The organism is Gordonia sp. NPDC003950 (assembly GCF_053605205.1).
This window is the reverse complement of sequence record NZ_JBSGIT010000004.1, coordinates 188,729-203,989: the sequence shown is the minus strand read 5'-3', so window position 1 is coordinate 203,989 and position 15,261 is coordinate 188,729. Positions and strand designations below refer to the sequence as shown.

The 15,261-nt window shown below is 69.8% G+C and carries 4 protein-coding genes; 2 read left to right on the top strand and 2 right to left on the bottom strand.

Going from position 1 to position 15,261, the window contains the following annotated elements:
• The first annotated feature begins 107 nt into the window (after window positions 1-107).
• The gene (locus tag ACWETB_RS05345; protein ID WP_452209786.1) at window positions 108-4,277 is read left to right on the top strand and encodes an AAA domain-containing protein; all 4,170 of its coding nucleotides are present in this window, start codon (window positions 108-110) and stop codon (window positions 4,275-4,277) included.
• Window positions 4,278-4,293: 16 nt separating this feature from the next.
• Here ACWETB_RS05345 and ACWETB_RS05340 read toward each other — a convergent pair whose 3' ends face one another.
• Window positions 4,294-5,112 carry an SIR2 family NAD-dependent protein deacylase gene (locus ACWETB_RS05340; RefSeq protein ID WP_452209784.1) on the bottom strand — a complete coding sequence of 273 codons (819 nt, stop codon included), beginning with the start codon at window positions 5,110-5,112 and terminating at the stop codon, window positions 4,294-4,296.
• A complete protein-coding gene (locus ACWETB_RS05335) occupies window positions 5,109-5,534 on the bottom strand; it encodes an HIT family protein (protein WP_449744096.1) in 426 nt (141 codons plus the stop codon). Before ACWETB_RS05335 ends, ACWETB_RS05340 begins: the two co-directional genes overlap by 4 nt.
• 490 nt (window positions 5,535-6,024) lie before the next feature.
• Between ACWETB_RS05335 and ACWETB_RS05330 the strand changes: the two genes are divergently transcribed.
• On the top strand, window positions 6,025-15,258 hold the full coding sequence (locus tag ACWETB_RS05330) for a fatty acid synthase subunit beta domain-containing protein (protein ID WP_452209781.1): 9,234 nt from the start codon (window positions 6,025-6,027) through the stop codon (window positions 15,256-15,258).
• The last annotated feature ends 3 nt before the right edge of the window (window positions 15,259-15,261 follow it).

Genomic DNA, 15,261 nt, shown 5'->3' with positions numbered 1-15,261 from the left:
CGGCGGCTTGATAGCGTGATGGGTCAGACCCGACCGGAGGTGACCGACGGCCAGACTCGCCCGGTCATCGGCCGGTTGGACGATCTGCGCAGGAGGACACCACGCTCATGACCGAGGAGGAGCACCGCGCGCATCGCCGCGATCAGGTCTTCGGCCTGCTCGGTTTCTTCCGTGACCTGCTGGCCTCCCGCGGTCATGACGTGCGCGACGTCGGCGAGCACCCGGCGGTCCTGCCGGTGGGGCCTGGCACCCCGATAGCGATTCGGTCCGGTGCGGCGGCCGGTCAGCTCGTCGTCGAACTCGGGCTCGATCACGTCGGATACGACAGTCTGTCGGCGATGGTCGACGACCTCACCGAGTCGCCCCAGTCCCGGGAACTCGTGCTGGCCGCCGGCCTGCTGACCGTGTCGTCGCCGGATTCGGCGGATGCGGCCGGCACCCCCACGATCCGCGAGTACCTGCTGACGCAGCCGGTGGTGGCCGAGCGGGACCCCGATCGGGGCACGATCCGCGTCGCGGTGGCGGCGGGATCGGTCCCGACCCTGCACGACGCCCGACTCTTGTCATCGGTCGAGGGCATCGACTTCGAGAACACCGCGAAGGTGCGCGCGAAGATCGAGTCGTTGCCCAGCCCGCTCCATCCGAAGGCCGACGATCTCCTGCACGATTGGGTTTCGCGTGTACGGACCGACGCGGCCGTGTCGGTCGAGGTGGAGTTCGTCGGAGCGCTGGTGTGCCGGCGACGCAGTCCCGACGCGCTGCTCGACTTCTACGAGACGATTCTCACCCGACTGCGCGATACGGCTGAGGAGGACATCCCCATCGGGCTGGCCCAACTGGTGGCGCCGATCGAATCCGACGAGCGGCTGGCTGCGCTGGCAGCGTCGGGCGCGATGCCCGCCGAGGATCTCGTCGGCGATGCGCTCTTCCCGCTGCCCGCCAACGTCGAACAGCGCGACGTCTTCGCCCAACTCGGTGTCGACAGCGGTGTCGTCGTCGAAGGGCCACCGGGCACCGGGAAGACCCAGACCATCGCCAACGTCGTGTCGGCGCTATTGGCCAAGGGACAGCGCGTCCTGGTGACCAGCGAGAAGCCCGGAGCGCTGGCCGTCCTCCGCGACATCCTGCCGCTCGAGTTGCAGGCCCTGACGGTGTCCACCGCCGACATCACCCGCGACCGCTTCGAATCGATGGTCTCGGGTGTCGAGGAGATCGCCGAACGCAAGGCAACCTACGTCGAAGGCGTCGGCACCGCCGAGATCGATGACCTGACCGCGCGCCGGGAGCAGGCCATGGCCCGCCGGGAACGTGCGTTACGCGGACTCTGGGAGCTGCGCCGCGCCGAGACCGAGATCCACGAATGGGTGGCCGGCGACTATCGGGGCACCGCCGCGCAGGTGGTCCGTGACTGCAACGCCCACGCGGCGCGATACGACTGGCTGCCGGGACCCGTCGAGGGGGCACTGCCGCCGCTGGAACCCGCCGAGTTCACCCGGGTGCTGGAGTTGTTGCGCACCACCAGGAATCAGCCTTCCCGGCAGGCCCAGCGCTTCGTCGACCTCGACGACTTTCTGCCCGATCCGGCCCGGATGGATCAGATCTGCGCGCGTATCGCGCATCGCCCCACCGAACCCATGGTCGGTACCGGCTCGTTGATGTCGATCCTGTCCGGTGTCGACAGCGCCCGATTGATGCGGCTCAAGGAGATCTGCGATCGGCTCGGCGTGGCCGCGACCGAGGTGGCGGCCTTTCCGCCGGCCATGGTCGACATGGCCGACCGCCTGCTCGCCGGTGAGGCCACCCATCTGTGGTCGCGTGTCACCACCCTGTCGCCGGTCATCGCCGACGCAGCGCGCCGAGATCGTGACCTCGGCGCGCAGGCGGTCTCGGTCGACGGTGCACGCCCCGGGGATGGCGAGTTATTCGCCGCCGCAGCCGCTTTCCTGCGTGGCGGGGGCCGCTGGCGTGGCCGCATGCGGCGATCGGAGGCACAGCGGGCCGTCGAGGAGTCCGGGGTCGCGGCCACCGTCGACGGTCGCGTACCCACCGACGAACGGTCGTTGCAGGCCGTCGCCGATCACCTCGCCGTGTTCGACGCGGTGTACCACGCGCAGCGGGTGCTCGCCGATCTGCACGTTTCGGTCGACGTCTCCGGAAGTCGGTCATCACAACTGAATCGGCTGGTCGGACTCGACGAGCGCCTCGGGTGGATCTCGACGCTGTTGTCCGAACGCGACGCGCTGGTGCGCGAACTCGAGGCGATCAGCCCCGGCGGGCCCCGACCGCGCAGTGTCGCCGAGGCGGTGGCCGTGGCCCACGACGCCGGTGCCATCGCGGCGGCCAACGACGCCCTGCTGGCCGAGAAGGAACTCGGTGACCACGTCTACGCGCTGGCCCCCGAACTCGAACGCGGGCCGTCCGCGGAGGGGGATGCGCTCATCGCGGCACTCGCGAGTGCGGACGCCGATGCCATCCAGGCCGCGCGACGGGCCGTGGTGGCGGCCCGGACGCAATGGGAGGACCAGTCGGCCCTGGACCTGCTGATCCTTCGATTACGCAGCAAGGCACCGGAATTCGCGGTCATGCTGGCCGAGTCCGCCGACGATCCCGCGTGGGACGGGCGCCTGCGTGAGGTGCGTCGCGCATGGGACTGGCGTCGGGCGCGGACGTGGGCGGAACAGCGCAGCGACCCCGACGGCGAACGGCGGTGGTCGGCAGCGCTCGACGAGTCCGAGGCCGATCTGGCGCAGCTCACCACCCAGTTGGCCGCAGCCCGCGCCTGGCGGGCGTGCCTGTCGCGGGTGACGGTCGCACAGATCCAGGCGCTGCAGTCCTACCGGGACCACATGATCAACCTGGGCAAGGGATCGGGGAAACACGCACACCGCTTCCGGGCCGCGGCCCGGGAAGCGATGACCGAGGCCGCCGCCGCCGTGCCGGCGTGGGTGATGCCACTGGCCGAGGTCGTGGAAATGTTCCCGGCACAACAGAATTCCTTCGACGTCGTCATCGTCGACGAGGCCAGCCAAACCGATGTCACGAGCGCCTACCTGCTGTGGCTTGCACCCCGGGTGATCGTCGTCGGCGACGATCGCCAGTGTGCGCCCACCGGCCTGTCGGGCACCACCCTCGACGACGCCTTCGCCGGCCTCGACTCCCACCTGCCCGACCTGCCCCACTACCTGCGTGACGGGCTGACCCCACGGTCGAGTCTGTTCTCCTTGCTGCGCAGCCGATTCGGGCATGTCATCCGGCTGCGCGAACACTTCCGCTCGATGCCGGAGATCATCGGGTACTCCTCGGCACAGTTCTACTCCGACGCACCGCTGATCCCGGTCCGCCAGCACGGCGCCGACCGACTCGACCCGCTGCGGACCCAACTCGTCGACGGCACCGCGTCCGGGCAGGGCAACACGCTGGTGAATGAGGCCGAGGCCGCTGCGCTTGTGGAGGTACTCGTCGAGTGCCTCGCCGACAGTGCCTACGACGGAATGGATTTCGGCGTCATCGCGCTGCAGGGCACCCGGCAGGCCGAGATGATCACCCGGTTGCTGCGTGAGCGAGTGGACGATGCGCAGTGGCGTCGCCGACGGATCCGGGTGGGGACGCCCCCGGATTTCCAGGGCGATGAACGACGCGTGATCTTCCTGTCGATGGTGGTCTCCGATCCCGGCGCCATCGCGGCGCTGACCCGGGCCGAATCCCAACGTCGCATCAACGTCGCGGCGTCGCGCGCGATGGACCAGATGTGGTTGTTCCACTCCATCGCGCTCGACGACCTCGGCGAGGGCGACCTGCGCAGATCGCTGCTCGATTACCTCGAGGCGAACCAGGGCCCCGCGATCGATCCGATGCCCGTCGACATCCCGGACGACCGGCGGGTCGAACCGTTCGAGAGCCTCTTCGAGCAGAAGGTGTTCAACATCCTGTCCCGTCGTGGGTACCACGTGACGCCGAAGGTGGTGGTGAACAACCGATGTATGGATCTGGTGGTCACCGGCGCCGACGGTCGGATGGCGGTGGAATGTGACGGCGACGAGTTCATCACCACCGGTGCGCAGGCACGTTCGGACATGGAACGCGAACGTGAGCTACGACGGTGCGGTTGGGAGTTCTGGCGCGTGCGTGAGTCGGAGTTCGAACTCGATCCCGACACCGCCCTGGCCGGACTGTGGGATGCGCTCGACCGTCGCGGCGTGAAGCCGGGGTCGGTGCCAACCGGCCCGGCGCGATCCGAAATCTCTTGGCAGCCGATCGATCTCGCGTCAGGGGAGTAGCGCGGGGTCGGTTCTCTCACCGCTGGACGAGGGCGCTCACCACCGCGGGCAGGGCGGTGGCCGCGGTGGCCCGCAGATGATGTGATGCCGCCGCGGACAGCGCCGAGGGCTCCGGGTTGATCTCGACGACCGGCACACCGGCCGCCGCGGCGCGCTCGGGCAGCGACGCGGCCGGGTACACCACTCCGCTGGTTCCCACCACGATCACCAGATCGGCTGCGCGGAAGGCGCTTTCGGCACGTTGCCAGGCGTCTTCGGGTAGGGCCTCACCGAACCACACCACGCCGGGGCGGACCCGCCCCCCGCAGATCGGGCAGGACGGCGGTGTCCTCCGGGACGTCGGCGGGGTGTCGAGATCGGAATCGGGTTCGGACCTGTCGAGCATGGCGTCGGGGTCGTACGGCGTGGCGCACCGGGAGCACCGCGGTGCGAAGAGGCTGCCGTGCAGGTGACTGAGCACCGGGGTGCCGGCGCGCTCGTGCAGATCGTCGACGTTCTGGGTCACGATCATCACCGCACGTGCCTCGGAATCGCCGGAGTCGTCGAGTCCCGCGGTCGGCAGATCGGCGAGGGCGTGGTGGCCCGCGTTCGGCTCGGACCGTCGCACGAGTCGGGCGCGCCACCGATACCAGGCCCACATCAGGTCCGGGTCGGCCTCCCATGCCTCGGGGGTGGCCAAGGAGGCCGGATCATAGTTCTCCCACAGCCCCACCTGCGCATCGCGGAAGGTCGGGATACCACTCTCAGCGCTCATGCCGGCGCCGGAGAACACGGTGATCCAGCGGGCCTGCGCGGTGAGGGCGACCACCTCGTCGAAGGCGGCGGAGGTCGTCACGGCAGGGTGCCCATCGCCTCGCGCAGGATGGCGGCGGTCTCGTCGGGGTTCGGGTCGCGTCGCACGAGGAGTCCGCGGACGAATCGGATGCGGTCGCCGTCGGCGCGCGGAAGCACGTGCAGGTGGGTGTGAAACACCGTCTGGAACGCCGCGGAACCGTCGTTGAGGGCCAGATTGATGCCGTCGACCACCAGGTCGGAGACCTTCATCGCGGCCGCGATCCGTCGCCCCGCGGCCCACATGCGGGCGCCGTCGTCGATGCCCAGGTCGGTGAGTCCGCCGGAGTGGGTGCGCGGGACGACCAGGGTGTGTCCGCGCATGATCGGGCGGATGTCGAGGAAGGCGACGACGTGGTCGTCGGCGTAGATCTGCCGCGCCGGCGCGGCGCCGGTCACGATGTCGCAGAATACGCAGTCGGTCATAATCACCACACCCTACGGGTCCGGCCCGACGCACATCGGAGGTGGACGCTCGACCCACTCATACGACAACGCGCGCGGACGTGTTTCACCTCACATAACGATTAGATAACAGACCATCCCTGACCTGCGGAACGCTCGCTCGGTGCGGCAAAAGCGCCCGTGAACTGCCGCAACCCACGGGGGTGTGACGGGCCACTCGGTGGACGCCTGTGTTACCCGCGAGATTACCGACCGGTATACCGCGGGGTCAGTTCGGAACATGAGGAATCCCTCACTTTTGTGTGCCATGATTGGTCCCACGAACACGTCGACGGTGCTTCACCGATGAATGCCGTAGCCCCAAAGGACTTGTGGTACAGGCGCGTTCAGTACAACAGAGCGACGCGAGGCCAGCCCGCAAGCCAACGGGTGGTGGTCGCGATGACGCACGCCCTGACTCGGCGTCGTCGTCGGTCGCACCCCAATCCGGACACAACCCACAGGAGTTCATGTGACCGTCGATCACCACCGCACCGGAACCGCCCGCGCCCAGACCGGCCCCTCGGAGAGCCTGATCGATCGGCTCGAGAACGGCGAGGCCTACGCGATCAGTTTCGGCGGGCAGGGCTCTGCGTGGTTGCCGACGCTGGCCGAGCTGGTGATCGACGCCGATCTCGAACATCGGGTGTCGGCCGTGGTCGAGGCGGCCGAACGACTCGTCGAACCGGTCGCCGACGCGATCACCATGGCGCGCCCCGACGGCTTCCATCCGCTGTCCTGGGTGCACGCCATCGACACCGGTGAGCAGGTCCCCGCCGACGCCGAACTCGCCGACTTCACCCTGTCGGGTCCCGGTGTGCTGCTGACCCAGCTGGCAGCCATCGAATCGCTGAAGAAACAGGGCCTCGACACCACGAGCCCGGCACCGGTCACCGTCGTCGGCCATTCCCAGGGCTCGCTGGCGACCGGCGCCATCGGTGCCGACGGGCACGTCGCCGAGTCCGGGCAGGGCCTGCTGCTGGCCGTCGCCCACCTCGTCGGGGCGGCCGGAACCATCATCGCGCGTCGCCGCGGACTCGCCACCACGAGCGAGGGCCCACCCATGCTGGCGATCACCGGCATCCGCCCCGAGCGGATCGACGCGCTGCTGCAGGAGTACCGCGCGAACCTCTCCGTCGGTGAACTCGCCGCCGCCCCCGTCGTCGCCATCCGCAACAGCCGCACCTCGGTGGTGCTGTCCGGCGCACCGCGCCATCTGCGGGCCTTCGCCGAGCGCTGCGAGCAGGTCGCCGAGGCCGAGGCCGCCGACCGCAAGCGCAAGGTGATCGGCGGCGCGCCGTTCGACCCCACCACCGACCACCTCCAGGTCAGTGTCGCCTTCCACCACCCCGGGATGGCCGACGCGGTCGATCTCGTCGGCGAATGGGCTGCGCTGTGCGGAATCGACGTCGACCTGGCATTGCGGCACGCCCGTTCCATCCTGGTCGAGCCGGTCGACTGGGTCGCGACCGTGGACTCCGTCATCGACGCCGGCGCCCGATGGATCCTCGACTTCGGCCCCGGTGACCTCGCCACCCGACTCTCGGCGCCGCTGGTCCGCGGTCAGGGTGTCGGACTCGTGGCCGCGGCGCTGCGCGGCGGTCAGCGAAATCTGTTCAGCCCCGCCGGTATTCCCGAGGTTGCGCGCCCCTGGTCCGAGTTCGCCCCGACCATCGCCGAGCTGCCCGACGGCCGTCGCGTCGTCGAAACATCCTTCACCAAGCTGACCGGCCGCTCGCCGATGCTGCTCGCCGGCATGACCCCGACAACCGTCGACCCCGCCATCGTCGCAGCCGCCGCCAACGCCGGCCACTGGGCCGAGCTCGCCGGTGGTGGACAGGTCACCGAGCAGATTTTCGCCGACAACGTCGCCACCCTGACCGACCTCCTCGAGCCGGGCCGGCTGGCACAGTTCAACGCACTGTTCCTCGATCCCTACCTGTGGAAGCTGCAACTGGGCGGCAAACGCCTGGTGCAGAAGGCCCGCGCCCAGGGCGCCCCGCTCGACGGTGTGATCGTCTCCGCCGGTATCCCCGAACTCGACGAGGCCGTCGCCCTCGTCGACGAATTCGTCGAGGCCGGACTGCGTTTCGTCGCCTTCAAGCCGGGCACCGTGGAGCAGATCCGCTCGGTCATCCGCATCGCCGCCGAGGTGCCCCACCACCCGGTGATCGTCCAGATCGAAGGTGGACGCGCCGGCGGCCATCACTCCTGGGAAGACCTCGACGACCTGCTGCTGGCCACCTACGGCGAACTCCGCGCCCGCCCGAACATCGTCGTCTGCGTCGGCGGCGGTATCGGCACACCGGAACGTGCCAGCGCCTACCTGACCGGCGCCTGGGCCACCGACCACGGCTACCCGACGATGCCGCTGGACGGCATCCTCATCGGCACCGCGGCGATGGCCACCCTCGAGGCGACCACCGCACCCGAGGTCAAGCAGTTGCTCGTCGACACCGTCGGCTGCGACGAATGGATCGGCGCAGGCCACGCTACCGCCGGAATGGCTTCCGGCCGAAGCCAACTCGGCGCCGACATCCACGAGGTAGACAACGCCGCGTCGCGCTGCGGTCGCCTGCTCGACGAGGTCGCCGGTGACGCCGACGCCGTCGCCGACCGCCGGGACGAGATCATCGCCGCCATGGCGCCGACCGCCAAGCCGTACTTCGGTGACGTCGCCGAGATGACCTACCGGCAGTGGCTGGAGCGTTTCGCGACCCTGTCGGTCGGTGCGGCCGACGCCGATCAGCTGCCGTGGGCCGACATCACCTGGAAGCAGCGCTTCGTGGAGATGCTGCGCCGCACCGAGGCCCGGATGAACCCGCTCGACTCCGGTGAGATCCCGACGATGTTCGCCGACGTCGCCAGCGTCGAGGATGCGCATGCCGCGATCGATGCCGTCATCGGCGTCTACCCGGCCGTCGAGGTCGACATCCTGCATCCCGCCGACGTCGCCTTCTTCCTCGACCAGTGCCGTACCCCGGGCAAGCCGGTCAACTTCGTCCCGGTCATCGACAAGGACGTCCGCCGGTGGTGGCGCAGCGACTCGCTGTGGCAGGCGCACGACGCCCGCTACGGCGCCGACGCCGTCTGCATCATCCCCGGTCCGGTGGCCGTCGCCGGTATCACCCGGGTCGACGAGCCGGTGGGCGATCTGCTCGACCGTTTCGAGGCGCAGGTGGCCACCGACCTCACCGACGCCGGCGCGCAGCCCGTCGCGATCGACTCACGCCATCGGGCCGGGCTGGTCGCCGACGCCGGCTCGATCACCACGGTGCTCGAGGCCGACGACGTCAGCTGGGCCGGCCGCATCGTCCCGAGTCCCGTTGCCCGCCTGGGTGATCGCGACCGGTGGACCGTCGTGTCGCCCGAGCGCGCCGAACACGAGACCTCCGGTGCCGTGTTGGAGAAGGTCGACGACGAGCGCTTCGACCTGATCATCCCGATCTCCTCGGCCGCGGTGCGCATCCCGATGCGGATCGACTCGTCGGTGCGCGACGGGGGCAGCCCGCTGGTGCTCGCCGACGATGCCGCCGCCGCGATGCGGGAGATCTTGACCGTCGCCGCCGGTGGGTTGCTGGCACAGGTCACCGACGGTGCCTCCACCACCACCGTGTCGTGGAACCCGGATTCGGTGGCCGACCACGCCGCCGTCACCGGTTACACGATGCCCGCGCACCTGCATCCGACGACGCCGTCGGAGCCCTTCGGTTTCGCGGTTCCCGACACCCTGGTCGGCGCCTGCTGGCCGAGCGTGTTCAGCGTCATCGGCGCGGCCACCACCGACGAGGGCTGCTCGGTCATCGAGGGTCTGCTCGACCTCGTCCATCTCGACCACGTGGTCCGCCTCGTCGGCGACATCCCGACCACCGCAACTGATCTGACGGTCACCGCGACCACCGGAACCGTCGCCGACACCGAGGTCGGACGCGTCGTCGAGGTGGCCGTCGAGGTGCGTGCCGGCGATGCGACGATCGCGACGATGGATGAGCGCTTCGCGATCCGCGGACGCCTCGGCGCCGCCGAACTCACCGACCCGGCGCGGGCCGGCGGAGCGCTCGACGACGAGGGTTCGGCCACCCGCAAGACCCTGCGCGTGGTGACCATCACCGCGCCGTCGCGGATGACCGGTTTCGCCGGCGTCTCGGGCGACCGCAACCCGATCCACACCGACGCCTCCGCGGCCCGTCTGGCGGGTCTCGGCGACCCGATCGTGCACGGCATGTGGTTGTCGGCGGCAGCCCAGCAGGTCGTCACCGCCACCGATGCGAAGAACCCCATCCCGTCCCCGCGTCCGCTGATCGGTTGGACCGCACGGTATCTCGGCATGGTCCGTACCGGTGACGAGATCAGTGTCCGCGTCGACCGCGTCGGACTCGACGCCGGCCGCGAGGTCGTCGAGGTCACCGCCAAGGTCGGCGACGACCTCGTGATGAGCGCCACCGGACTGCTCGCCGCGCCGCGTACCGTCTACGCGTTCCCCGGCCAGGGCATCCAGAGCAAGGGCATGGGGCTCGACGCCCGCTCGCGGTCGAAGGCCGCACGCAAAGTGTGGGATCGCGCCGACAAGCACACCCGCAAGGCGCTGGGCTTCTCGATCCTCGCGGTCGTGCGGGACAACCCGACCACCCTGATCGCCAACGGCACCACCTACAGCCATCCCGACGGTGTGCTCAACCTGACGCAGTTCACCCAGGTCGCCATGGCGACCCTGGGCGTCGCGCAGATCGCCGAGCTCAAGGAGTCGGGCGGTTTCGTCGAGGGCGCCATCACCTGCGGGCATTCCGTCGGTGAGTACAACGCGCTGGCCGCCTGCGCCGGAGTGCTTCCGCTCGAGGCCGTGCTGGAGGTCGTCTTCCAGCGTGGCGAGGCCATGCACCATCTCGTTCCCCGAGATGAGCAGGGCCGCAGCGACTATCGGATGGCCGCGATCCGGCCGAGCCAGTTCGGTCTGGCCGACGAGGATGTCGCCACCTGGGTGAGCGAGTTCGGTGACTCGGCGGGCGAGTTCCTCGAGGTCGTGAACTTCAACCTGCTCGGCTCGCAGTACGCGCTCGTCGGTACGGTGCGTGGCCTCGAGGTGCTCGAGGAGGAGATCGAGCGCCGTCGTCTCGAATTCGGGGGCAAGCGCTCCTTCATCCTGGTGCCCGGCATCGATGTTCCCTTCCACTCCACGGTGTTGCGTGCCGGTGTCCCGGAATTTCGCGGCAAACTCGACGCGCTGCTGCCCGAGGAGTTCGATCCGTCGATCCTCATCGGCCACTACATCCCGAACCTGGTGCCGCGGATGTTCAACCTCGGTCGGGACTTCGTCACCGAGATCGCCGAGTTGGTCCCCTCCGACCCGCTGAATGCGGTTCTCGCGGATTGGGATTCGTGGTCCGCGCAGCCCGCCAAGCTGGCCCGCGTCATCCTCATCGAACTTCTCGCATGGCAGTTCGCCAGCCCGGTGCGCTGGATCGAGACGCAGGATCTGCTGTTCTCCGGCACCGAACGTGACGGCCTGGGCATCCAGCGCTTCGTCGAAATCGGACTGAAGGGCGCGCCGACCCTGTCGGGACTGGCGACCAACACCCTCAAGCTCGATGCCTACGGCTCGGCCACCACCGAGGTCGTCAACCTCGAACGCGATTCGGATGTCATCCTGGCCAAGGACTCCGGCCCCGAACCGGAGGACGAGGCCGACGAGCCGGCCGCCGATGCGGGTACCGAGAGTGCCGCCCCGGCAGCGGCCGCCGCACCTGCCGCCGCGCCCGCCCCGGCCCCGGCCGCGGCTTCCGGACCCCGTCCCGACGACATCTCCTTCGGCCCGGCGGATGCGGTCAAGGCCGTCATCGCGCTGTGGACCAAGATGCGGGTTGATCAGATCGGTGGCGCCGACACCATCGAGGCGTTGTGCGACGGGGTGTCCTCACGCCGCAATCAGCTGCTCCTCGACATCGGTGGTGAACTCGGCCTCGGTGCCATCGACGGTGCCGCCGAAGCCGACATGGGCGCGCTCGCCTCGACCGTGGAGAGCCTGGCCCGCGGCTACCGCCCGCTGGGCACGGTGCTCACCGACGCGGTCGGCGACCAGATCCGCAAGGTCATCGGCCCGACCGGCAAGCGCCAGTCCTACATCACCGACCGGGTGACCGGTGTCTGGCAGCTGGGCCCCGGCTGGGCCCTGCACACCCAGGTCGCGCTCGCGTTGGGCAGCCGCGACGGCGCCAGCGTTCGTGGCGGTGACCTCGGCGACCTGCTCGACGGCGCGGTCGCCAACACCGACGCGCTCGACGGCCTGATCGACCGGGCCGTCGTCGCCGCCGGTGCCGCCCGCGGGATCGCGGTGGCCAAGCCGGCCGCCGAATCCGGCGGTGGGGCCACCGTCGACGCGGCCGCGCTGGGCGAGTTCACCGAAGCGATCACCGGCCGCTCCGGGGCGCTGGCCTCGGCCGCGAACACCCTGCTCGCCAAGCTCGGTCTGATCGAGGAGGTCTCCACCCCGGAGGCCGCCGACGATCCCAATGCCGTGGTGGCACAGCGGGTCAGTGACGAGCTCGGCTCGGATTGGGCGCGCACCGTGGCACCGGCCTTCGACGAGGCCAAAGTGGTGCTCATCGACGACCGCTGGGCCACCGCGCGAGAGGATCTGGTGCGTCTGTGGCTGGCTGACGAGGCCGACCTCGATGTCGACGCGCAGGTCGCACGTTTCGTCGGCGCCGGTCACACCGTCGCCGTGCACGCCGGCTGGTGGCAGTCCAAGGCGGCCGCGGAGGGGCATCCGGTGCATGCCCGCCTCTACGGTGCCATCGCGGCCGCCGCCGAGGAGCCCGGTCAGGGGCAGTTCGCCGATCAGGTCGCCGTGGTGACCGGCGCGAGCAAGGGATCGATCGCCGCATCGGTCGTCGCGGGCCTGCTGGCCGGCGGCGCCACCGTGGTGGCCACCACCTCGCGTCTGGACTCGTCGCGACTGGCGTTCTACAAGAAGCTCTTCCGCGACAACGCCCGCCACGACGCGGCGCTGTGGGTGGCGCCGGCCAACATGGCCGCCTACACCGACATCGACGAACTCGCGGCCTGGCTGGGCGGTGAGCAGACCGAGAACCTGGGCGGGACCACCGCGGTGGTCAAGCCGGCGATGAAGCCGACGCTGCTGTTCCCGTTCGCCGCTCCGCGGGTGGCAGGTGACCTCACCGACGCCGGTGGCCGTGCCGAACTGGAGATGAAGGTGCTGCTGTGGTCGGTCGAGCGACTGATCGCGGGGCTCTCGGAGATCGGTGCCGACCACGACATCGCCGCCCGCCTGCACGTCGTGCTGCCGGGCTCGCCCAACCGCGGCATGTTCGGTGGTGACGGCGCCTACGGCGAGAGCAAGGCTGCCCTCGATGCGCTCGTGACCCGTTGGGGCGCAGAGGAATCCTGGGGCTCGAAGACCACCCTCGCGCACGCTCTGATCGGCTGGGTCAAGGGTACCGGTCTGATGGGCCACAACGACGGCATGGTCGACGCCGTGGAGGCCGCGGGTGTGCGCACCTGGACCACCGATGAGATGGCGGCCAACCTGCTCGGACTGTGCGACTCCGACACCCGTGTCACGGCCGAGGAGGCGGCGGTCATTGCCGACTTCACCGGCGGCCTGGACCCGTCGATCGACCTGAAAGCCCTTGCCGGAGCGGCAGCCGACGCGGTCGAAGAGGCCGACGAGGATGCGGCCGACGCCCCGGTCACCGTCGCGGCCCTGCCCGCACCGGCACGCGCCACCGCGGGGATGACGCCGCAGTGGCCGAGCATCGACGCCCGGCCGGAGGACATGGTCGTCATCGTCGGTGCCGGTGAGCTCGGACCGTACGGCTCGGCGCGCACCCGATTCGAGATGGAGGTCGACGAAAAGCTCTCGGCCGCAGGTGTTCTCGAACTCGCTTGGAACACCGGCCTGATCACCTGGGACACCGCGCCCAAGCCGGGCTGGTACGACACCGAATCCGGTGATCCGGTGGCCGAGGCCGACATCGCCGAGCGCTATCACGACGTGGTCGTCGAACGCTGCGGCATCCGTCGCTACGCCGACGACGGCGCCATGATCGACAACACCTCACCGCTGCTGACATCGGTGTTCCTCGACGAGGACCTCACCTTCTCGGTGTCCTCGGAGGCCGAGGCACGCGCCTTCGCCGCCGCCGACCCGGAACGCACCCGCGTCGTCGCCGACGAGGAGTCCGGCGAATGGCAGGTCACACGACTGGCCGGCACCGAGATCCGGGTGCCGCGCACGTTCACCCTGACCCGCACCGTCGGTGGTCAGATCCCCACCGGATTCGATCCGACTCGCTGGGGCGTCTCCGCCGACATGGTCGAGTCGATCGACCGGGTGGCGCTGTGGAATCTGGTCGCCACCGTCGACGCGTTCCTCTCGTCGGGCTTCACCCCGAGCGAACTGATGCGCTGGGTGCACCCCGGTCTGGTGGCCAACACCCAGGGCACCGGCATGGGCGGCATGACCTCGATGCGCGAGCTCTACATCAACACCATTCTCGGTGAGTCCAAGGCCAACGACATCCTGCAGGAGGCCCTGCCGAATATCGTTGCCGCCCACGTGGTCCAGTCCTACGTCGGTAGCTACGGCGCGATGATCCACCCGGTCGCCGCGTGCGCCACCGCCGCGGTGTCGGTGGAAGAGGGCGTCGACAAGATCCGGCTCGGCAAGGCACTGTTCGCGGTGGCCGGCGGCTTCGACGACCTCGGCATCGAGGGCATCGTCGGATTCGGTGACATGTCCGCGACCGCGGAGTCGGCCAAGATGGCCGCCCGCGGAATCGACGAGCGCCGCTACTCGCGGGCCAACGACCGTCGACGCGGCGGATTCGTCGAATCCCAGGGTGGCGGAACGATTCTGCTGGCCCGCGGCGACGTCGCGGCGCAGATGGGTCTGCCGGTCCTCGGTGTGGTGGGCTGGGCGCAGAGCTTCGGCGACGGCGTGCACACCTCCATCCCGGCCCCCGGCCTCGGTGCCCTGGGCGCGGCCCGCGGTGCGCTGAGTTCGCCGCTGGCCAACGCGCTCAATGCATTGGGTGTCTCCGCCGACGACGTCGCGGTGGTCTCCAAGCACGACACATCCACGCGGGCCAACGACCCCAACGAATCCGAACTGCACGAGCGGCTCGCGGCGGCGATCGGCCGGAGCGAGGGCGCGCCGCTGTTCGTGGTGTCGCAGAAGTCGCTGACCGGCCACGCCAAGGGTGGTGCCGCGGCCTTCCAGCTCATCGGGCTGTGCCAGGTGCTGCGCGACGGCGTCATCCCGCCCAACCGCAGTCTGGACTGCGTCGACGAGAAGATGGCCGAGTACCCGCATCTGGTGTGGGCGCGGGAGACCCTGCGTCTGGGAGATCGCTTCCCGCTCAAGGCCGGTCTGCTCACCAGCCTCGGCTTCGGTCACGTGTCGGGACTCATCGCGGTCGTCCATCCGGAGGCGTTCATCGCCTCGCTGGACCCGGCCGAGCGGGACGAGTACCGTCGCCGGGCCGCCGAGCGGGAGCGCAACGGCAGCCAGCGTCTGCTGCAGGCGATGTGCGGTGGCGAGGCAGCCTACCGTCGCCCGCCGAACCGCCGGTTCGACGAGGCCCGTGACGAGCACGACGCCGAGGCCGACCTGCTGCTGGATCCGGCTGTGCGCCTGGGCACCTCGGGTGCCTACGGCGATGCCGTGTCCGGATCGGGCGTGAGCTGAGAC

Coding starts and splice junctions, on each gene's coding strand:
- ACWETB_RS05335 (WP_449744096.1), bottom strand. CDS start 5,534: ATGACCGACTGCGTATTCTGCGACATCGTGACCGGCGCCGCGCCGGCG.
- ACWETB_RS05345 (WP_452209786.1), top strand. CDS start 108: ATGACCGAGGAGGAGCACCGCGCGCATCGCCGCGATCAGGTCTTCGGC.